The sequence below is a fragment of the Adlercreutzia sp. ZJ473 genome (assembly GCF_013185065.1).
GTDB lineage: Bacteria > Actinomycetota > Coriobacteriia > Coriobacteriales > Eggerthellaceae > CAAEEV01.
On sequence record NZ_JAAVTO010000003.1, the window covers coordinates 56,571 to 74,736 of the forward strand.

18 protein-coding genes are annotated in these 18,166 nt (G+C 62.1%); 4 read left to right on the top strand and 14 right to left on the bottom strand.

Translation table 11 applies throughout. The features are described from left to right. Positions 1-181: 181 nt before the first annotated feature. The 4 genes from HRL41_RS01280 (at position 182) to HRL41_RS01295 (ending at position 4,702) form a co-directional block, all read left to right on the top strand. Positions 182-418 (top strand): antitoxin, encoded by a 237-nt coding sequence (locus tag HRL41_RS01280; protein WP_172135163.1) that lies wholly within the window; start codon positions 182-184, stop codon positions 416-418. After that, positions 402-674, top strand: coding sequence for a type II toxin-antitoxin system RelE/ParE family toxin (locus HRL41_RS01285; RefSeq protein WP_172135164.1), 273 nt, complete (start codon positions 402-404; stop codon positions 672-674). Before HRL41_RS01280 ends, HRL41_RS01285 begins: the two co-directional genes overlap by 17 nt. Before the next feature lie 262 nt (positions 675-936). Continuing rightward, positions 937-4,086, top strand: a complete 3,150-nt coding sequence (locus HRL41_RS01290) for a hypothetical protein (RefSeq protein WP_172135165.1) — start codon at positions 937-939, stop codon at positions 4,084-4,086. Positions 4,087-4,108: 22 nt separating this feature from the next. Then, positions 4,109-4,702, top strand: coding sequence for a hypothetical protein (locus tag HRL41_RS01295; RefSeq protein ID WP_172135166.1), 594 nt, complete (start codon positions 4,109-4,111; stop codon positions 4,700-4,702). Between the two features lie 375 nt (positions 4,703-5,077). Here HRL41_RS01295 and fabD read toward each other — a convergent pair whose 3' ends face one another. From fabD to rfbB, 14 genes are all read right to left on the bottom strand, one after another. Next, on the bottom strand, positions 5,078-5,962 hold the full coding sequence (fabD, locus tag HRL41_RS01300) for an ACP S-malonyltransferase (RefSeq protein ID WP_172135167.1): 885 nt from the start codon (positions 5,960-5,962) through the stop codon (positions 5,078-5,080). Positions 5,963-5,987: 25 nt separating this feature from the next. Next, the gene (locus HRL41_RS01305) at positions 5,988-7,532 is read right to left on the bottom strand and encodes an acyl-CoA carboxylase subunit beta (RefSeq protein ID WP_172135168.1); all 1,545 of its coding nucleotides are present in this window, start codon (positions 7,530-7,532) and stop codon (positions 5,988-5,990) included. Next, on the bottom strand, positions 7,519-7,905 hold the full coding sequence (locus HRL41_RS01310; protein ID WP_172135169.1) for a 4-phosphopantetheinyl transferase family protein: 387 nt from the start codon (positions 7,903-7,905) through the stop codon (positions 7,519-7,521). Before HRL41_RS01310 ends, HRL41_RS01305 begins: the two co-directional genes overlap by 14 nt. 268 nt (positions 7,906-8,173) lie before the next feature. Then, complete coding sequence (locus HRL41_RS01315) at positions 8,174-8,380, bottom strand: acyl carrier protein (protein WP_172135170.1); 207 nt, start codon at positions 8,378-8,380, stop codon at positions 8,174-8,176. Positions 8,381-8,433: 53 nt separating this feature from the next. Then, positions 8,434-9,183 carry an SDR family NAD(P)-dependent oxidoreductase gene (locus HRL41_RS01320; RefSeq protein WP_172135171.1) on the bottom strand — a complete coding sequence of 250 codons (750 nt, stop codon included), beginning with the start codon at positions 9,181-9,183 and terminating at the stop codon, positions 8,434-8,436. Between the two features lie 4 nt (positions 9,184-9,187). Further along, positions 9,188-10,273 carry a 3-oxoacyl-ACP synthase III family protein gene (locus HRL41_RS01325; RefSeq protein WP_172135172.1) on the bottom strand — a complete coding sequence of 362 codons (1,086 nt, stop codon included), beginning with the start codon at positions 10,271-10,273 and terminating at the stop codon, positions 9,188-9,190. Continuing rightward, positions 10,274-11,290 carry a ketoacyl-ACP synthase III gene (locus HRL41_RS01330; RefSeq protein WP_172135173.1) on the bottom strand — a complete coding sequence of 339 codons (1,017 nt, stop codon included), beginning with the start codon at positions 11,288-11,290 and terminating at the stop codon, positions 10,274-10,276. A gap of 4 nt (positions 11,291-11,294) precedes the next feature. After that, the gene (locus tag HRL41_RS01335; protein ID WP_172135174.1) at positions 11,295-11,951 is read right to left on the bottom strand and encodes a NeuD/PglB/VioB family sugar acetyltransferase; all 657 of its coding nucleotides are present in this window, start codon (positions 11,949-11,951) and stop codon (positions 11,295-11,297) included. Positions 11,952-11,957: 6 nt separating this feature from the next. Continuing rightward, a complete protein-coding gene (locus HRL41_RS01340) occupies positions 11,958-13,199 on the bottom strand; it encodes a nucleotide sugar dehydrogenase (RefSeq protein ID WP_172135175.1) in 1,242 nt (413 codons plus the stop codon). A gap of 74 nt (positions 13,200-13,273) precedes the next feature. Beyond that, entirely contained in the window at positions 13,274-14,344 is a 1,071-nt protein-coding gene (locus tag HRL41_RS01345; RefSeq protein ID WP_172135176.1) for an NAD-dependent epimerase/dehydratase family protein, read from the bottom strand. Between the two features lie 79 nt (positions 14,345-14,423). Continuing rightward, on the bottom strand, positions 14,424-15,095 hold the full coding sequence (locus tag HRL41_RS01350) for a hypothetical protein (protein ID WP_172135177.1): 672 nt from the start codon (positions 15,093-15,095) through the stop codon (positions 14,424-14,426). After that, complete coding sequence (locus HRL41_RS01355; protein ID WP_172135178.1) at positions 15,095-16,519, bottom strand: hypothetical protein; 1,425 nt, start codon at positions 16,517-16,519, stop codon at positions 15,095-15,097. Before HRL41_RS01355 ends, HRL41_RS01350 begins: the two co-directional genes overlap by 1 nt. Before the next feature lie 34 nt (positions 16,520-16,553). Beyond that, on the bottom strand, positions 16,554-17,141 hold the full coding sequence (gene rfbC / locus HRL41_RS01360; RefSeq protein WP_172135179.1) for a dTDP-4-dehydrorhamnose 3,5-epimerase: 588 nt from the start codon (positions 17,139-17,141) through the stop codon (positions 16,554-16,556). A gap of 13 nt (positions 17,142-17,154) precedes the next feature. Beyond that, positions 17,155-18,162 (bottom strand): dTDP-glucose 4,6-dehydratase, encoded by a 1,008-nt coding sequence (gene rfbB, locus HRL41_RS01365; protein WP_172135180.1) that lies wholly within the window; start codon positions 18,160-18,162, stop codon positions 17,155-17,157. Between the last annotated feature and the right edge of the window lie 4 nt (positions 18,163-18,166).

The window sequence follows — 18,166 nt, forward strand, 5'->3', positions numbered from 1 at the left end:
GCGCCTCAAAACCAGGTCAGAACTCGAAAAACTCTCCCGAACGATAGATGAAGCACTGAGATCCATCCCTAAGCTATAGCCTCGATGGACACAAGGAACAAAGGTCAGAGCAATCGCAAGCGTAATTCTGTGTTAGAGTGTATAACGTGTTTACAGCACAGACGTCACAAGGAGGTACGGGATGGCGACTGCGACGGCGGCATTGAGAATACCAGAGGATCTGTCAGCCCGGTACGACCGGCTAGCGAAGGCGACGGGCCGAACGAAGACGTTCTACATGACAGAGGCGCTCTCAAGCTCGATAGACAGGCTTGAGTACGAGTACGACATCCTCAAGAAAGTCGAGGACTTCCGTGCTGGCCGCCTTGAGACCGTGACGCTCGACGAGCTGGAGGAGCACCTTGGCTTGGCGGATTGAGCTCGACAAGGGCGTTGAGCGCACGCTCGCGAAACTCGACAAGCGAACTGCCAGACGTATCGCGTCGAAGCTGCGCGAGATCGCGCAGCTCGACGACCCGAGAAGCACGGGAAAGGCGCTCGTCGGGAATCTGTCGGGGCTGTGGCGCTACCGCGTCGGGGATTACCGAATCATCTGCGACATCGAGGACGAGATCCTGCTGATCTTGGTCGTGGACGTTGCCCACCGCAGCGAGATCTACAAACGCCGCAGGTGAGATTTGGTGACAGGTTTGCAAACGCCACGCCAGAAGGAGCTCGCCCCGGGCCAACGCCATGCTGGCCCGCAAGGAGACAGAAAGACCCCTGGCTCGTCCGCGTTGAGCAGGCCTAGAAGACGAATTCATGAAAAGCCTCTCCATCAAAAGTACGTCAAGACTGGCTAACATCAAACATGCTTAATTTCACGGGATATAATTAACTCTGCAGGCAGCTTTCCACTTGGAGGCTTATGCCAATTTGCGCACAGTGGAGGGGTCAATGAACAGCTACTTCGGTATAGCTCCCGAAGATCTCGGCCGACTAAACGCACAGAAGGCCGTCACCGTTTTTCGCGACCTAGTATTCGCGGAGGCCAAGCACGTCGATGTTGAAATAAGCAAGATCGACATACCCTCGTCCGACAGCGCCATCACAACCCGCGACGGCGGCATCGATGGTCAAGTGTCCGACGCCCATCCAAACTCCAAAGGTCACGGAATAATCAAGCAAGGTTTCACATGCTACCAAATCAAAACCGGCACAGCGGACATCAGAACAGCGAATGGGGCCAAGGGTATCATTTCCACAAAGACGGGAATCTGCAGCCGTGTGAAATCGTGCATTGAAAGCGGCGGAACCCTTGTTGTCGTGTTGTTCGGCAGTGACGCGCCTGATCGAGAAGAAGGACAGTCCGTTCGACACGTCCAGGAAGCCATAGCGCAGTTCATGCCAAATTGCGAAAACTATCCCAATATCGAAGTCTGGCGCCAAAGCAAGCTCGTGGGCTTCCTGCAGGACTTTCCTTCGCTGTGCATGGCTGTTAAGGGGCAAACGCCTTCAGATCTGATGACAATCGAGCAATGGAGGCGGCTTCAGACTATGCACGCCAACATCAGCCCAGGAGAAAGCCAGCAAAGCTCAGTTTCGGACATCAGAGATTCGGTCCTTAAAAACAGCTCCGAAGCTATTCGAGTATTCGGTGAGGCAGGCGTCGGCAAGACCCGCCTTGTCCTAGAAGCGCTAAACGTCGACGGATGCAAAGAAACAGTGATATATGCAGAAAGGCCCTCAGCCCTGCCCCCAGGCTTCCTCAACTCCCTCACCATGACCGATTCGACAAGCAGATGCGTGCTCGTAGTCGACGAGTGCGACTCGGAGCGGCACGACACGATGTGGGATCGCATCGCATCCGTATCCAACAGGATAAAGCTCATAACCATCTTCAACGAAGTTAAGCGCCAACACCCCGGTCAGTCAATAGTGAGCGTTCAGCCGCTCAGCCAAGAAGAAGTTGCGGAGATAGTCAAGTCATACGGCATTCCCGATTACAAAGCGCGCGACCTTGCGGGGTTTTGCAGCGGCTCCCCACGTGTAGCCCATATCCTCGGTGAGCAAATTTCCCGCACTGGCAACTTCGACATATCTTACAGAGACAACATCTGGCCACGATGCATCGCCGCACCAGAAAACCCAGAAAGCGAAGCCGCGAGGAAGCGCATCCGGGTTATGAAGTGGCTAGCTCTTTTCCGCCGCTTCGGTTACGAGGGGCCCTATCGAGAAGAAGGCAATCTTGTAGTCACAAAGATCCAGAAGTCCACCGGCATTCCCGAATGCGAGATACGCGAAATCATCCATCGCCTGCGCGAAAAGAAGCTTCTGCAGGGCGACTACACCTTGTACATAACCCCACGACTGATGCACATCTGGTTGTGGGTGCAATGGTGGGAAGAGCAGGGTCCTGGCTTCAGCTTCGAAGAATTCAAGCACATTGACGGCAGAAAGGAGCTGAGCGGCAAGCTCATCGACTGGTTCTTCGAAATGCTGCAATATGGACGCGAGTCAAAAGTCGTACCGCAGATCGTTGATGAACTCTTCGCGGGCCAAGGCCCTTTCTCGTCGCCAGCGTTTCTTCAGAGCAGCACAGGCGAACGTCTCTTGGATGTCCTAGCTGACATCGCTCCCCGCAAAACGCTGACGTTCGTCGAGAGGGGCCTCGTCAATCGCAGCACAAGCGAGTTGCTGGAACTAAAGTCTGGTCGGAGGGGCCTCGTCGACGCTCTCCAGAGAATCGCCTGGGAACCCCCTCTGTTCGAGCGGGCAGCATACCTGCTGCTGAAGCTATCGCTCGCTGAAAACGAGCACTGCACGAACAATGCGACGGGCGTATTAGCCAGCCTGTTCTCAAACGGGATCGGAGCGCTCGCACCCACCGCTACGCCGGCGAAAGACAGATTCCCCGTCCTCGAGAAGATAGCCACATCGGAGCAGCCGGAGATCCAGGCAATTGCGATAAAGGCCATGTCGAAAGGTCTCGACGTAGTAACGAGTGCTATCAAGCCTCTGCGCGACGCGGAGCTCCTTCATGAGCGAGCAGACGGCTGGCTCCCTACCGATCACGACGAATGGTGGAGCTCGTACAGGCGAATCTGGACGCTTGGAACGAGGTGTCTCAGAATTTACGAAGAATCTAACCAAAAGAACCTCGCAAAAATGCTCGTAGAGCGAGGTATTCACCTAGTGGAGTTGATTGACGATGGCACTGAAGCCGTCGGCTGGCTCGAGGATCTCGCCGACAATGGCTATGCCGAGAAGGAGGATATTGCCAGGGGCGTCATCGACCTGCTGAGGCACTCCCAATTTTTAGGCGATAAAGCCCGAACAGCCCTCGAAGGGCTGCAGGAAAAGCTCATCGGAACGGGCTACGAAGACCAGATGAGGCGCTATGTCGGGATGAACGTGTTGGACGATGAGTACGATAAGGAAGACCCTCACCAAGACTTCCTTGAAGCGAAGATGAACGAGCTCGCAAGGCTTTCGATGGCCGACCCGACCGAGTTCGAGACGATGCTTCCTTGGCTCACAACGGAAATACCTGCACGGGCGGGGAGGTTCGGCTATTCCCTTGGCATGGCCGACGTCGGCAACACACAATGGGAAGCTATCTTTGAGGCCATGAAAGCCCACGGACAGCCAGGCACCAGAAAGGCCGACCCGAGGTTCTGCTCAGGATACCTCCGCTCGGTTTTCGAAGCCGACACCGAATTGTGGGAGGCGAGGATAAGCCAGATATCTCGAGATGACGAACTCCGCGAATTAGTTCCAGCCATAGCCTGCGGGTCCGGCATGACCGACAGGGTCTTTTCCCTTATCGCAGACATGTTCGAGTGCGGATCTATAGACGCAAGCTCGCTGCTGCCCCTGCGTTTCGGAGGTGTTCTTGCCACTGTAGGCAACGAGAACCTGCTCATGTTTTTGAACTTGCTGATCGCAAAAAGAGACCCCCGCATCTTCCAGACTAGCCATAAGCTTAGCGTACTCACGCAAACGCAGCGGCGGCGCTATCGCCAACGATGTTGCAATACGCCTCGTAACGCAAGACTCGCTCTTCTCCGATGCGCGACCCGCAGAGCTCTCGTCGTACGAGTTTAGCTGGCGCGAGATGTGCGTCGCCTTGCTCGACTCCGATTCAAGCTATGCTTATGAAATCGCTGCTTACACCGCCAGATCGTTAAGCAACAATGCGCACATAGAGAGATATTATGCGGAAGAGGTCTTTGAAAAAGCTGCGTCAGTCGATCCGACATCTACTTGGAAGGCAGTAGCTCCGTATTTCGAATCTCATGACTTCAGCGTTACTGCTCGTTTTGGCAACTATTTCAGCGAGAAAAGCGCTAAGCCGTTAGATATCCTGTCAATCGACGTTATCATGGACTGGATCAGGGAGAAACCCGAAACGCGTGCCGTGACGATAGCTCAAGCCTGCGCGCCCGCACTTCGTGACGACAGGGGGAAATCTCTCCTGGCAAGAGAGCTGTTGGCGTCATACGGGCAACACGATCGTGTCAAAAGAGCCCTATTCGCCAGACTTGGAAGCTACTCGTGGAGCGGGAGTCAGGTCGATGCCATAAATAGCAAGACCCAGGAACTCCGTACTTACAAACAATTAGAAACGGACGCCTCTGCGCTGCAATGGATCACAGAGGCGATAGACATGTTCGAATCCCAAGTCGACAATGCGCGTGCAAGAGAAGAGCGAGATTGGTGAACAAAGCATCTGGGGGCGTTTATCGCAGATAAAAAGTGGGAGGGTTCTGAATCTCATATGGTTCATCTTAAGCGGCCCTCTTCCCGATGGCAACGTTCTCGTCCTTGGCTATCTCGATTATGGTCGCGGCCTTCCTGGCGATCTCCTCTCCTTCCCGACCACACGCTCAGCAAAGACCGCATCATGCGGTACGCGGGATGCGAGTGGGTGGAAAGATGCGAGGTCATGGTCATAATATCGAAGACCGTATATACGATTCGCGTAGAAGCTTCTTGCCCGTAATTGACGCTTGTGAGTCAGCGATTAATGCATTCAATCACGAGATGGGCTTTCAAATGAGCTGATCTTGGGACAAGATGCAATAAGAAGGGCTCGTCACTCCACGGAAGTCGCGCGCGCCTCCTTGAGCGTCTTCTTCACGAAGCCCGTCAGCGTCGTGCCGGGGCCGCATTCGACGAAGTCGGTGCACCCGTCGGCCCACAGGTTCCGGAGCGTGTCGACCCAAAGCACCGGGGACTTCACCTGCTGGACCATCTTGTCACGCAGACCTTCCGCAGACACGATGGGGCGAGCGTCGACGTTCAGGTAAACCGGCGCGACAGGGTCGCTGAGCCCGACCTCCCTCAGCGCGTCCGCCAGCACGTCAGCCGCAGGCGCAAGCAGCCTGCAGTGGGCGGGAACGCTCACCGGGATCTTCACCGCGCGGATCTTCCGCTCCTTGCATGCGGCAACAAGCGAGTCGACGGCGCCCGCTTCCCCGCTGACGACGATCTGGCTGGGGGAATTGTAGTTGGCGCACTCGACGTATCCCTCCACGCCAGCGCACAGAGCGCGCAGCGTCTCGGCATCCGCCCTCATCACCGCGGCCATGGCGCCCTCCCCGACGGGGACGGCAGACTGCATGGCGTCCGCCCGAAGCTGGATCAGCGGAAACGCGTCCTCGAGGGCCAAGCAGCCCGCAGAGACGAGGGCGGCGTACTCGCCCAGTGAAAACCCCGCGAAGCAGTCGGCAACCGTCCCTTGAGCTTTGGCGACCTCGTATGCGGCGAGGTCGGCCGCCAGCACGCAGGGCTGCGTGTTGCACGTGAGGTTGAGCTCTTCTTGGCTGCCGTCAAAGCACAGCGCCGCGATGTCGCGGCCCAGCGCATCGCTCGCAACGTCAAACACCCGCCGTGCGGCGGGAAGCGTCTCGTACGCCTCCCTCATCATCCCAGGATGCTGGGCCCCTTGCCCGCTGAACAGAACCGCCGTCTTTCCCATATCCGTTCCCATCTCGCTCACTTGCCTACAGAGGAATGTTGCCGTGCTTCTTCCAGGGCAGCTCCACCAGCTTGTCGCGCAGCGCCTCGAACGCCTGCGCGATGCGGCTCCTGGTCTCCTCCGGAAGGATCACCTCGTCAACCAAGCCGTTCGCAGCTGCGAAGTACGGGTTCAGATGCTTCTTCGTGTACTCAGCTGCCAGCTCGTCGCGCTTCGCGTCGGGGTCGTCCGCCGCGGCGATCTCCCGCCTGTTCATGATCTCGACGGCGCCTTCCGCACCCATGACCGCAATCTCCGCGATGGGCCAGGCGAACACGAGGTCGGCGCCCATCTTCTTGCTGTTCATGGCGATGTAGGCGCCGCCGTACGCCTTGCGCATGATGAGCGTGACCTTGGGCACGGTCGCCTCCGAGTAGGCGTACAGGAGCTTCGCCCCGTGGCGGATGATCCCCGCATGCTCCTGCTTGACGCCGGGAAAGTACCCCGACACGTCGACCAGGGAGAAGATAGGGATGTTGAAGCAGTCGCAGAACCTGATGAAGCGGGACGCCTTGTCCGACGCGTCGACGTCAAGCGTCCCCGCGAGGCTGGAGGGCTGGTTGGCGACGATCCCCAGCACATGCCCGTCCAGCCTGCAGAATCCCACGACGACGTTTCGGGCGAACCGCTCCTGGACCTCCAGGAAGCTCCCCTTGTCGACAAGCGCCTCGATGACCCGATGCACGTCGTAGGCGCGCCTCGGGTTGTCCGGGACGATCTCCTCCAAGCGATGGGACTCGTCAACCGCCTCCCCCGCCATGACCGGCGGGTCCTGCCGATTGTTCTGAGGCAGGAAGGACAGCAGCCTCCGAACGCCCTTGAGGCACGACTCGTCATCGTCGTACACGAAGTGGTTCACGCCGGAAACCTTCGCATGGACCTCCGCTCCGCCCAGCTCCTCGGGCGTGATCTCCTCCCGGGTCACCGTGCGGATGACGGCGGGGCCCGTGATGAACATCTTGGAGGTCTTGCGCGTCATGAACACGAAGTCGCAGATCGCGGGGGAATAGCACGCGCCCCCGGCGCAAGGCCCCAGCACAACCGCGATCTGCGGGACGACGCCCGACATGCGGGTGTTCCGCAAGAACATGCCGCTGTAACCTGAAAGGGCGCACACGCCCTCGTCTATGCGCGCGCCGCCGCTGTCGTTGATGGAGACGAACGGCGCCTTCGCGTTCATGGCCGCGTCCATGACCTGGCAGATCTTCTTCGAGTGGATCTCGCCCAGACTCCCGCCGCTCACCGTGAAATCCTCGGAAGAGGCGTATACCAGCCTGCCGTCGACGGTCCCGTAGCCCACGACGACGCCGTCTCCGGGAACGCTGACCTTGCGATCCCCGTAGACGTTCGGCCTCGCCTCGCGGAACCCGCAGATCTCGACGAAAGACCCCTCGTCGAAGAGGATCTGCAGGCGCTCGCGAGCAGTGAGCTTTCCGCTGTCGTGCTGCTTCTTGATACGCGCGAAGCCGCCGCCCTCAGCCGCCTTCCTGCGGCGGCCCAGCAGCTCCTCCCTATGCTCAACGTTCCACATCAACATATCCTTCGTATCCAAAAAGGGCTCGCTCCCCGATCTCGCGGAGACCGGGGAGCGAGCCCTCGCCTTCAAACATCATGGCAACCTGAAAGTCGCCGCATTGCGCAGTCATCGCCTCAGCGCTCCTCTTGCTTTGGCAGAGGATCTTCCCGCCAACTCGCTCGAAACGAGCGTTGGCCATGAACCGGTAGACGTCACCGCCCGGGACTTCCCCGACCAGCTTCACCGCGCTCTCCTTCAAGGTCCAGATCTCCAGCGCCGAGAAGCTGCGCCTCTCCTCAGCCGCGGAAACCCTGGAGAGCGCTCTCTCGGGAACAGCTCTGTCCAGCTCGACGTCGCAGCCGCACGGCGAGTCGCCCAGCACCACCATCACGCAGCCCTTGGTATGGCTGACGGAGAAGTGGGCTCCCGGGCAACCTGCGAACACGGGCTTGCCGCACGGCAGCTTTTCAACCCTGGGCGCGGGGGAGCCGAATTGCAAGAAGAACGCGTAATCAAGCAGAGCCCATACGAGCTTCTGGTTCGCGGTCTTCGTCAGATAAGCGCGGCGCATGTTCCCCGCAGGGCTGAGCAGCACTCAGCCCGGGAGGCCGTCAGGCCCTCCCGAGTTGAGACGTCCTTTTCGCGAGCGAGCAGCCTTACTCCATGAAGTCGATGATGTCCTGAACCGTCTTGAACCCCTTTATGTCCTCGGAGGTCACCTTCTTGCCGCACTCGTCGTCGATCATGACGATAATCGACAGCTTGTTCATGGAGTTCCATTCCTCCATGTCTGCCAGCACGGCGTCTGCGGCAATCGCCTCAACGTCAAGCGTCTCCGCGATCAATTCAAGCTTCTCTTCCATTCTTCTTTCCTTTCATCAGAGTCGCCCGCCAGTCGGACGACAAGTTACCAACTCTATGAGAGCGATCCGCCTGTCAGGTCGAACTCGGTTCCCGTCACGTACCTCGAGGCATCGCTCAGGAGGAACGCGACGACGTTCGCCACGTCAACGGGATCGAGCATGCAGCCAATGTGCTGGATCATCTCGAACTCTTTATCTAAGAGCTCCGTGCCGTGACTTTCGATAAACGCATCGGCCATCTCGGTTTTAACCCATCCCGGAAGGACGTTGTTCACCCTTACGCCTTGGTCGAAAAGCTCGTGCGACATCGGCCTCATGGCGCCGTTCATGGCTGCCTTCGTCGAGCCGTAGGCCACCTGCCCCTTCGCACCTCTCTCGCTTGCAACTGATGACACGCCCACAATCGAAAGGGCTGCGCCCCTCATCTTCCTCAAGGAGACGCAGCGCGCGAACTCAACATAGGAGAGGTAGTTCACCGTCGCCATGCTCTGCAGCTTGTCCGGCTTCGTCATGCGAAAGGGATAAGACGTCCCCACCCCCGCGCAGTACACTGCGCCGTCAAAGGGGCCTTGGGCTTCGCGGATCCCCTTTATCGTCGGCTCAATCGCCCCGGGATCCATCAGGTCGAGGCAGAAGCAGCGATGCCCCTCGCCGCTCAGGCTGTCGCGCACAGACGCCAGGCGTGACTCGTTCCTTGCGATGAGGCTGACCCTTGCCCCGAGAGACGCAACGTGCCGACAAACCTCAGCCCCTATGCCCGAGGAGGCCCCCGTGACGACGACGTGCTTCCCCGTCAGGTCCATCGGGTTAATCATGGCTCACCGCCCCATCTTCGAAGGCTTCGTCCGTTTCGATGATTCCCCTCAACGCATTCGGGTCGATGAGCGCGTCGACGCACCCCCAGGAAAGCCCGATGCCGAAGCCGCACATCATCACACGCAGGGGGACGGCACCCTCCGGCTTGAGATCGCAAAGCGTCAGCGGGATGGAGGTGACCGAGGTGTTCCCGTAGCGGTCCATTGATATCGGCATCTTGTCGGCAGGAACCTTTGCCTTCTTCGCTACCTGAGACAATATGAACTTGTTCGCCTGGTGCATGGCGAAGCAGTCGTAGTCGTCCGGCCCGGCCCCGAGCTCCTTCATGAAGCGCCTCATCTGACGCGGCACTTCGGAAATGGTGAAGGAGAACACGTCCGTGCCGTTCATGTAGAGTTCGTAGTCGGAGCGGACGTTCCCGTCGACGGGCCACGTGTCCCTGTCCGGGGAGGCGCCGCGGTTCCTGTACGCCCCGGAGGGGACGATGATCGCCTTGAAGCCGTCCCCGTCGGTGGAGAAGCACGCCGAGATCGGTGCGGCGATCCCGTCCTTGACGAGAAGGGTGGCTGCGCCGGAGTCGCCGAAGAGCATGCACGCCGACTTGTCCTCAGGGGAAACGATCTTGCTCAAAGTGTCCCCGACGAGCAGGAGGCAATAGTCAGCATTGCTGCCGACCAGAAGCTGGGAGGCGACGTTCAACCCGTAGACGTAGCCAGAGCAGCCGAGATTCACGTCGAGCGCGATGCAGTCCTTCGACAGGCCCAGGCGCTTGTGGAGGACGCACGCCGTGGCGGGAATCCGGTAGTCGGGAGACTGGGTGACGAACACCAGGCAGCCGATCTTCTCCCTCTCAACCCCCATGTCGGAGAGGAGCTTCTCCGCAGCAGAGAACGCGAGGTCGGAAGAAGTCTGCCCCTCGGCGGCGACGTGAACCTCCTGCACCCCGACCATGCTCTTGAAGTCCTCGACCGCCTTCTCGCCGAATCGCTCCTTCCACTCATCGGTTCTTCTCACGGCTTTCGGGACTGCGCACTGTATGCCCGCGATCCTCACGCCTTCTACCTTCGTCGTCAGCATTTAGCCTCCAATTCTCAGCAGTGCAGAGCCCCAGGAGAGCCCCACTCCGAATCCGCAGAGAACGACTCGTCCTCCCTCGGGAATGCCCCCTCTGCCCATCGCGCGCTTGAGGGCGATGGGGACGGAAGACGAGACCGTGTTGCCTATGTCGCCCATGCTCACCTCGAACCGGTCGGCGGGTATCCTCATCTTCTTCCGCAGATAACCGAGCATGAACGCATTCGCCTGGTGGAAGACAAAGCGGTCGACCTGGTCTCTGCCGACCCCGTTTCGCTCCAGGAGCTTATCGACGCTCTTCGGGACCACGTCGATAGAGAACGACATGATGTCGGCGCCGTCCATGAAGACGTTCTCCTCGCTGCGTGAGTAGCCGTTCTCGTCGACCTCGACGATGCCCGTGAGCTCGCTTTTGGGGTTGCGAAACATCCCCGCGGGGACGATCAGACGGTCGTAGCCGGCTCCTCGGGAGCCCAGATCGAAGTCGACGATCTCGGCGAAGCCCTCCGCCGCCACCCACGTGGCCGCCGCAGCGTCGCCGAAGAGGGTGCGCGTGGACTTGTCCATCGGATGGATGATCTTCGAGTACGTGTCCGCGGTGAGCAGCAGCACGTTTCGCGCTATGTCCGCGCAAACGAGGCCCTTTGCCAGGGAGAGGCCGTAGACGTACCCCGAGCAGCCCAGGTTGACGTCAAGAGCGCCGCACGCCTCGGAGAGGCCGAGCCTGCCATGCAGCACACACGCCGACGCAGGAAGGACGTAGTCGGGCGTCTCCGTCACGAAGATCAGGAAGTCGACTTCTTCGGGCCTCAGGTCGCTGCGCTCGAACAGCTTTATTGCGGCCGACTCGGCCAAGTCGAGCGACGTCTCTCCCTCTGCGGCGATCCTGCGCTCCCTTATGCCGGTCTTCCCCTCTATCTTCTCCGCGGTCCACTCGGGGTACAGCTTCGCCAGGTCGTCGTTCGCGAGCACGTTGCGAGGCAAGTAGTACTCGACTGATCTGATGTAAGATTCAGGCATCTCCCTATCCTTCCAGTTCGCGCATCCGCCTTGCAGGGTTTCCAAGAACGGTGGTGCCTTTGCGAACGTTGTTGAACACGATGCTTCCCGCGGCAACGGTGGCGTCGTCGCCCACCTTGCGACCTGGGGTCAAGAAGGCATGGCCTCCGATGTTGACCCTGCGGCCGACATGGCAGTTGCCGCTTATCCCCGTGCCGGGCATGATGCTCGTGAAGTCTCCGATCGTCGAGTCGTGGCCGACCGTCACGCCTGAGTTGAGCAGGACGCCCTCGCCTATGCCGCAATTGACGGATACTATTACGCTCGGGTAAAAGACACAGCCGGGGCCTATGGTGGTTGAATCGGGGATCTCCACATCAGGAGCGACGATCGACTCGAACACGATGCCCTGGCTTGCAAGGCGCGCCTGGAGCTTTTCCTTAGTTGCAGCGTGCCCAATTGTGCATGTACACACAACCTCATTTCTGTGGCTTACCAACCACTCGCTGCTCCCAAGCACAGGGCATCCGTTAAGCTTCGCGCCAGGTTCGAAGCCGGCATCGTCGACGAACCCAAGGAGCGCGTACGTCAGGGAGACGGCGTTGATCCTCTCGACGAGCTGAGCAACCTCCCGGCCCATCCCGCCAGCACCGAGCAGAACCAACTTCTTCGGTTTTTCCATTGTTCGTCAGTCCCTCCTGAACAGATCCCGCGTGTAGACCTTGGCCGCCACGTCGTCGAGCTCGGGGCTCCAGCGGTTGGCGACGATGAGGTCGCAGCGCTCCTTGAACGCGCGCAGGTCGTGGGTGACCTCGCTCCCGTAGAACTCGGGGTCGTCCAAGGTGGGCTCGTAGACCACCACGGGGATGCCCTTGGCCTTGACGCGCTTCATGACGCTCTGGATGGAGCTCGCGCGGAAGTTGTCGCTCCCCGACTTCATGACGAGGCGGTAGACGCCCACGACGGGCCTCTCCACGCCCTCGTAGACCAGCTTCCAGACGCGGTCGACGACCTCCTCGGCGACGTAGTCCTTGCGCGTGCGGTTGGCGTCGACGATGGCCTGGATCATGCACTGCGGCACGTCCCTGAAGTTGGCGAGCAGCTGCTTGGTGTCCTTGGGAAGGCAGTAGCCCCCGTAGCCGAACGAGGGGTTGTTGTAGTGCGAGCCTATGCGGGGGTCGAGCCCCACGCCCTCGATGATCTGCCCGGCGTCGAGCCCGCGCACGCTCGCGTAGGTGTCCAGCTCGTTGAAGTAGGAGACGCGAAGCGCCAGGTAGGTGTTGGCGAAGAGCTTCACCGCCTCGGCCTCGGTGGCGCGCATGACGAGGGTGGGGATTGAGTCGGCGGGCTCCTCCGCCCCCTCGGCGAGGAGGGACGCGAACTCGCGCGCCCGCCCCTCGAGCTCGTCTGCGAAGGGCGACTCGCTCGGCACCCCCACGATGATGCGCGAGGGGTGCAGGTTGTCGAAGAGCGCGCGGCCCTCCCGCAGGAACTCAGGCGAGAACAGGAAGCGGCCCTCGAGGTAGCGCTCGCAGAGCGTCCTCGTGTAGCCCACGGGCACGGTGGACTTCACCACCATGACCGCCTCGGGGTTCACCTCGAGCACGAGCTCCACCACCTGCTCCACGTATCGCGTGTCGAAGAAGTTTCTCTCCTCGTCGTAGTTGGTGGGCGTGGCGATGACCACGAGGTCGGCCCGCCCGTAGGCGGCCCTCCCGTCGAGCGTGGGGCGGAGGTCGAGCTCCCGCTCCCCGCGCGCGGCCTCGGCGAGGAAGCGCTCTATCTCGGCGTCGGCGATGGGCGACTCCCACCGCGCGAGCCTCTCGACCTTCTCGGGCACCACGTCCACGGCGTCCACGCGGTTCCCCTGCGCCAGCAGCACCGCCAGCGAGAGCCCCACGTAGCCCGTCCCGGCAACGGCGATTCTCATAGTCAAGTCAGTCCTCTCTCTTCGGTTGTCAAAGTTCATAAGCGCCGCCCGGCCGGCAGCGCCCGAGCGGACCCCTACAGCCTGCAGTACCCCTTGTACCACCGCGCGAACGCGCGCAGGCCGTCCTCCAGCTTCGTGGAGGGACGGAAACCCAGGTCACGCTCGAGGGCGCTCGTGTCCGCGTAGGTGACGGGCACGTCGCCGGGCTGCATGGGCACGAGCTCTCGGTGCGCCTCGAAGTCGTAATCCTCAGGAAGGACACCCTCCTCCACGAGCACGCGCTGCAGCGTGTCGACGAAATCGAGGAGGTTCTCAGGGTTGGAGTTGCCGATGTTGTACACGCGGTGCGCGGCCCGGGGCAGCCCGTCGGCGCCTGTCTCCACCGCGGGAGGGTTCCCCATCACGCGCACCACGCCCTCCACGATGTCGTCCACGTAGGTGAAGTCGCGCTGGCAGTCGCCCATGTTGAAGATCTTGATGGCCTCACCGCGCACCAGCTTGTCGGTGAACCCGAAGCAGGCCATGTCGGGGCGGCCCATCGGTCCGTAGACCGTGAAGAAGCGAAGCCCCGTGGCGGGGATGGAGTAGAGCTTGGAGTAGGCGTGGGCCATGAGCTCGTTGGACTTCTTGGTGGCCGCGTAGAGGGACACGGGCGCGTCCACGCGGTCGCCCTCGGCGAAGGGCACCTTCTCGTTGCCGCCGTAGACCGAGCTGGAGATCGCGTAGACCAGGTGCCCCACCGGGTGGCTCCTGCACGCCTCGAGCACGTTGAAGAAGCCGACGAGGTTGGAGTCCACGTAGGCCCGCGGGTTCTCGATGGAGTAGCGCACCCCCGCCTGCGCGGCGAGGTTCACCACGACGTCGAAGCCTCGCTCCCCGAACAGCTCCTCGACCGCCTGCTCGTCGGCCAGGTCTCCGCGCACGAAGGTGAGCCTGCCAACGGAGAACCCGCCCGCGTCCGCGTCGCCCGCGCTCCCGCCCGCCGCCTCGGCGAGCATCTGCAGCCGGTCCTCCTTGATCCCGACGTCGTAGTAGCCGTTCACGTTGTCGAGCCCCACGACCTCGCACCCGCCGTCCTCCAGCAGCCGCCTGCACAGAAACGCGCCGATGAACCCGGCCGCGCCGGTTACCAGTATCCTATTCACTGTATTCTCCAATTTGCCGAAGGGACATTGCCGAAGCGACCAGCTGAGGCGCCGGGGCGAGCAGGAGAGGGAGAGGCTCCTAGGGGCGAGCCTCGCCCTCCCTCACGTCCTGCCAGCTCCTCCGCCAGCTCTCCCTGCTCCTCCCGACCTCGTGCATCGCCAGGATCCCGAGGAGAAGCATCACGAGGAGCAGAGCGGCGGCGACCAGGAAGGCCACGCTCGCCGCGCTCCAGCTGCCTCCCAAGCCCCACACGTACAGGACGATCGAGGACACCCCCACCATGGGGAGGTCCAGGTACTTGCCGAAGCCGGCGCAGAGAGGAGCCCACCTCGCCCCGACCCCGTATATGGAGAGGCCGCCCGCCCGCGTCTCCCACCCCAGGTCGGGATCCCCCGGCTCGATGAAGACAGACACGTAGGTCCCAAGCTTGATCATGCCCATCTTGTAGTACACGGCTTTCCAGGTGGCCGGGACCACGACGACCAGGGGAAGGAGGAACATCTCAGGGACCTTCGTCGTGAAAGCCAGGGCGAAGACGGCGATGTTCGACGTTACGGCGAACATCAGGATCGTGTTGTGGAGCTGGACCTTCTGAAGAGCCTCCTCCCGCAGAGAGCCGTACTCGGCGAGAAGGGCGCTGCTCGCCGCCCGGCAAGCCCGCTCGTCTGCCCGCGCAGCTTGGGTGCCCGGGGTTTCCTGCGGCTCAGGCCGCGTTTTCGAACGATCCGATGTCGTGGTGGGCCCAGTCATCACCCTCGTCTCCCCCTTCCGAGCCTGCGCCCCGCGCAGGAGAGCAGGTCTGAGGCGATCCTCCTGCTCGCCAGCAGGTAGGCCGCGTAGACGGCCGAGTAGGCGATCATGGCCGCCGCGTCGTCCAACAGTGATGTCAAGACGATGAACGCCGCCGTGATCATGAGCTCGCCCAGCGAGGCCCCAAGGCCCGCTCTCCCGAAGTGCCTCGCGACCATCGTCTCGGCGACGACCGATCGGGCGGCGATGACCGCCGCGGCGCCCAGAGCCATGGCCTCGACCGACCCGAGGGCGTACACGCCCGTGAGGGACGCCGCCAGGGAGAGCGCCACGGCCGCGGCGTTCAGAGCCAGGAGCCTCCCCTCCCACCGAAGCACCTTGAAGAACGTCGTCCCCAAAAGGCTCATCCTCGAGTCGAACACGCATACGGGCAGGAGCAGCGGGAACAGTACGAGGCTCGCCTCGTACTGGGGCAGCCACAGGGAGAGGACCTGCTTCGCGGGGAAGTACAGGACGTAGACGGCCGGCAGCGCGAGGGCAAGGGCGGCCCGCGCCCTCTCGAAGAACAGCCCGAGCTCCGCCCCGCCCGCACGCCGCAGGGCCGGGAACAGGACCATGCTCGCCTGGCCGACGAACACCAGGAAGAAGTTGACCATCGTCAGGGAGAACGAGACCTCGCCGAACGCCTCGATCCCCCAGGCGGCGTCGACCACGACCCGCATGACGCCCAGGACGAGCATCGAGGCGACGTTCGCGAGCATCAGCTTGACGCCGACCCTCATGCTCGCGAGGGCGTCCCGCACGGCGCGGCCGACGGGCAGCGGCCTCACGCGCAGGACGTCCCTCCCCTTCCAGGCGCAGAACAGCAGCGCCGCGACCTTGGCTGAGCCGTAGGACGCGACATAGGGCTCGAACTGGTCGGCGCGCAGGATCAGCAGAACAGCCAAGGGCGCGAGGAACACCAGCCTGTCAACCATGACCGAGAAGGAGAACAGCTTCGTCTCGTTCACGGCCTGGAAGACGAACCCGAGGTAGCTGGCGGCGTTGTTGACGAGCATGTAGACCGCCGTGGCGACGAGGACGAAGCGGCGCTCCTCCCCGAAGCCGCCGGTGATCGCGACTGCCACCATGGCAGCTGCGATCACCGCCTGCGCGGCCGTCGCCACGTAGAGCTGGGACGCGACGGAGCGCCTGTCGAGGTCGCCCCGACTCCTCCCCCCGTTCAGGAGGTAGACCCCGTCGTTGACCCCAAAATGGAAGAAGCCCGTGTAGCTCGCGTACAGGAGGAAGAGCTGCCAGTAGCCGAACTCCTCCACGCCGAGGACCTTCGGGACGAGCAGGGACGTGATTACGCTCAGGCACATCGCGACGCCCTGGGACGCGAAGGCGACCGACATGTTGCCGAGAAGCGACCTGTAGTCCATTTCCCTGCCCTCCCGACTCGAGGACCGCAGAGGGCTACTCTCCGCCGAGCGGAGGGTGCTTCTTGTCCTTCTCGCTCAGGATGACCTTCGCGGGGTCGAACGCCGCGTCGCCCCGCAGCGGGGGCCACTCGATCCCGATCGCGGGGTCGTCCCACATGAGGCCGCCCTCGTCGCCCGGGTGGTAGACGTCGTCGCACTTGTAGCAGAACTCGGCCGCGTCCGAGAGCACGAGGAACCCGTGGGCGAACCCGCGCGGTATGAAGAGCTGCCTCCTGTTCTCGGCGGAGAGGACGGCGCCCTCCCACCTGCCGAAGGTGGGGCCGCCCTCCCTCAGGTCGACCGCCACGTCGAACACCTCGCCGGAGATGACGCGCACGAGCTTCGCCTGGGGGTGCTCTACCTGGAAGTGCAGGCCGCGCAGCACGCCCTTGACAGACGAGGACTGGTTGTCCTGCACGAAGTCGCAGCCTATGCCGCCGGCCTCGAAGTCGGGCCGCTTGTAGGTCTCCGCGAAGCGCCCGCGCTCGTCGCCGTAGGACCTCACGTCAACGATGACGACGCCCTCGATCGAGGTCTCGGTGAACGTGAAGTTGCCGGACGTGATCTTGTCTCCCTGGGCCATGGCCCTCTCCTCCCTACTGCCCCTGCTCGGCGTACTTCTTCTCGGTGGCCTCCTTGGCGGGGCGCCACCAGCTCTCGTTGTCCCTGTACCATTTGACGACCTCGGCCAGGCCCTCGGCGAAGTCCGTGTGCCTGGGCTCCCAGCCGAGCTCAGCCCGCAGCTTCGAGCTGTCGATGGCGTAGCGCCTGTCGTGGCCCGGGCGGTCGCGCACCCAGTCGAAGTTGTCCTCCGCACGGCCGAAGGCGCGCAGGACCTCGCGGAGGACGTCTATGTTCGACTTCTCCCCGTCCGCCCCTATCAGGTAGGTCTCGCCGACGCGCCCGCGCGTGAGGATCGCCCACACGGCGCTCGAGTGGTCCTCGGCGTGGATCCAGTCGCGGACGTTGCGCCCGTCGCCGTAGAGCTTGGGGCGGTCGCCGTCGATCAAGTTGGTCACCTGACGCGGTATGAACTTCTCCACGTGCTGGCAGGGGCCGTAGTTGTTGGAGCAGTTCGAGATCGTGACGGGCACGCCGTAGGTGCGGTGCCACGCGCGGACCAGCATGTCGGAGGCCGCCTTGGTGGACGAGTACGGGCTCGACGGGTGGTACGGGGTCTCCTCGGTGAACCTGGCCGGGTCGTCGAGGGCCAGGTCGCCGTACACCTCGTCGGTGGAGACGTGGTGGAGGCGCTTGCCGAACCTCCTGCACGCCTCGAGGAGCCGGTAGGTGCCCTCCACGTTGGTCATGAGGAAGGGCTCGGGGCCCGCGATCGAGTTGTCGTTGTGGGACTCGGCCGCGAAGTGCACGACGGCGTCCGCCTCCGGCACGAGCTCGTCGAGCAGGTCCGCGTCGCATATGTCGCCCACGACGAGCCTCACCCTGTCCTCGGGCAGGCCCGCTATGTTCTCGGGGTTGCCGGCGTAGGTGAGCTTGTCGAGCACCACCACGTCGCAGTCAGTGTTGTCCACCACCCAGCGGGTGAAGTTGCTGCCGATGAAGCCGCAGCCGCCGGTGACGATTATCTTGCTTGGCTCGAACAATCCC

Coding starts and splice junctions, on each gene's coding strand:
- HRL41_RS01280 (WP_172135163.1), top strand. CDS start 182: ATGGCGACTGCGACGGCGGCATTGAGAATACCAGAGGATCTGTCAGCC.
- HRL41_RS01290 (WP_172135165.1), top strand. CDS start 937: ATGAACAGCTACTTCGGTATAGCTCCCGAAGATCTCGGCCGACTAAAC.
- fabD (WP_172135167.1), bottom strand. CDS start 5,962: ATGGGAAAGACGGCGGTTCTGTTCAGCGGGCAAGGGGCCCAGCATCCT.
- HRL41_RS01305 (WP_172135168.1), bottom strand. CDS start 7,532: ATGTGGAACGTTGAGCATAGGGAGGAGCTGCTGGGCCGCCGCAGGAAG.
- HRL41_RS01310 (WP_172135169.1), bottom strand. CDS start 7,905: ATGGTGGTGCTGGGCGACTCGCCGTGCGGCTGCGACGTCGAGCTGGAC.
- HRL41_RS01315 (WP_172135170.1), bottom strand. CDS start 8,380: ATGGAAGAGAAGCTTGAATTGATCGCGGAGACGCTTGACGTTGAGGCG.
- HRL41_RS01320 (WP_172135171.1), bottom strand. CDS start 9,183: ATGGACCTGACGGGGAAGCACGTCGTCGTCACGGGGGCCTCCTCGGGC.
- HRL41_RS01325 (WP_172135172.1), bottom strand. CDS start 10,273: ATGCTGACGACGAAGGTAGAAGGCGTGAGGATCGCGGGCATACAGTGC.
- HRL41_RS01330 (WP_172135173.1), bottom strand. CDS start 11,290: ATGCCTGAATCTTACATCAGATCAGTCGAGTACTACTTGCCTCGCAAC.
- HRL41_RS01335 (WP_172135174.1), bottom strand. CDS start 11,951: ATGGAAAAACCGAAGAAGTTGGTTCTGCTCGGTGCTGGCGGGATGGGC.
- HRL41_RS01340 (WP_172135175.1), bottom strand. CDS start 13,199: ATGAGAATCGCCGTTGCCGGGACGGGCTACGTGGGGCTCTCGCTGGCG.
- HRL41_RS01350 (WP_172135177.1), bottom strand. CDS start 15,095: ATGACTGGGCCCACCACGACATCGGATCGTTCGAAAACGCGGCCTGAG.
- HRL41_RS01355 (WP_172135178.1), bottom strand. CDS start 16,519: ATGGACTACAGGTCGCTTCTCGGCAACATGTCGGTCGCCTTCGCGTCC.
- rfbC (WP_172135179.1), bottom strand. CDS start 17,141: ATGGCCCAGGGAGACAAGATCACGTCCGGCAACTTCACGTTCACCGAG.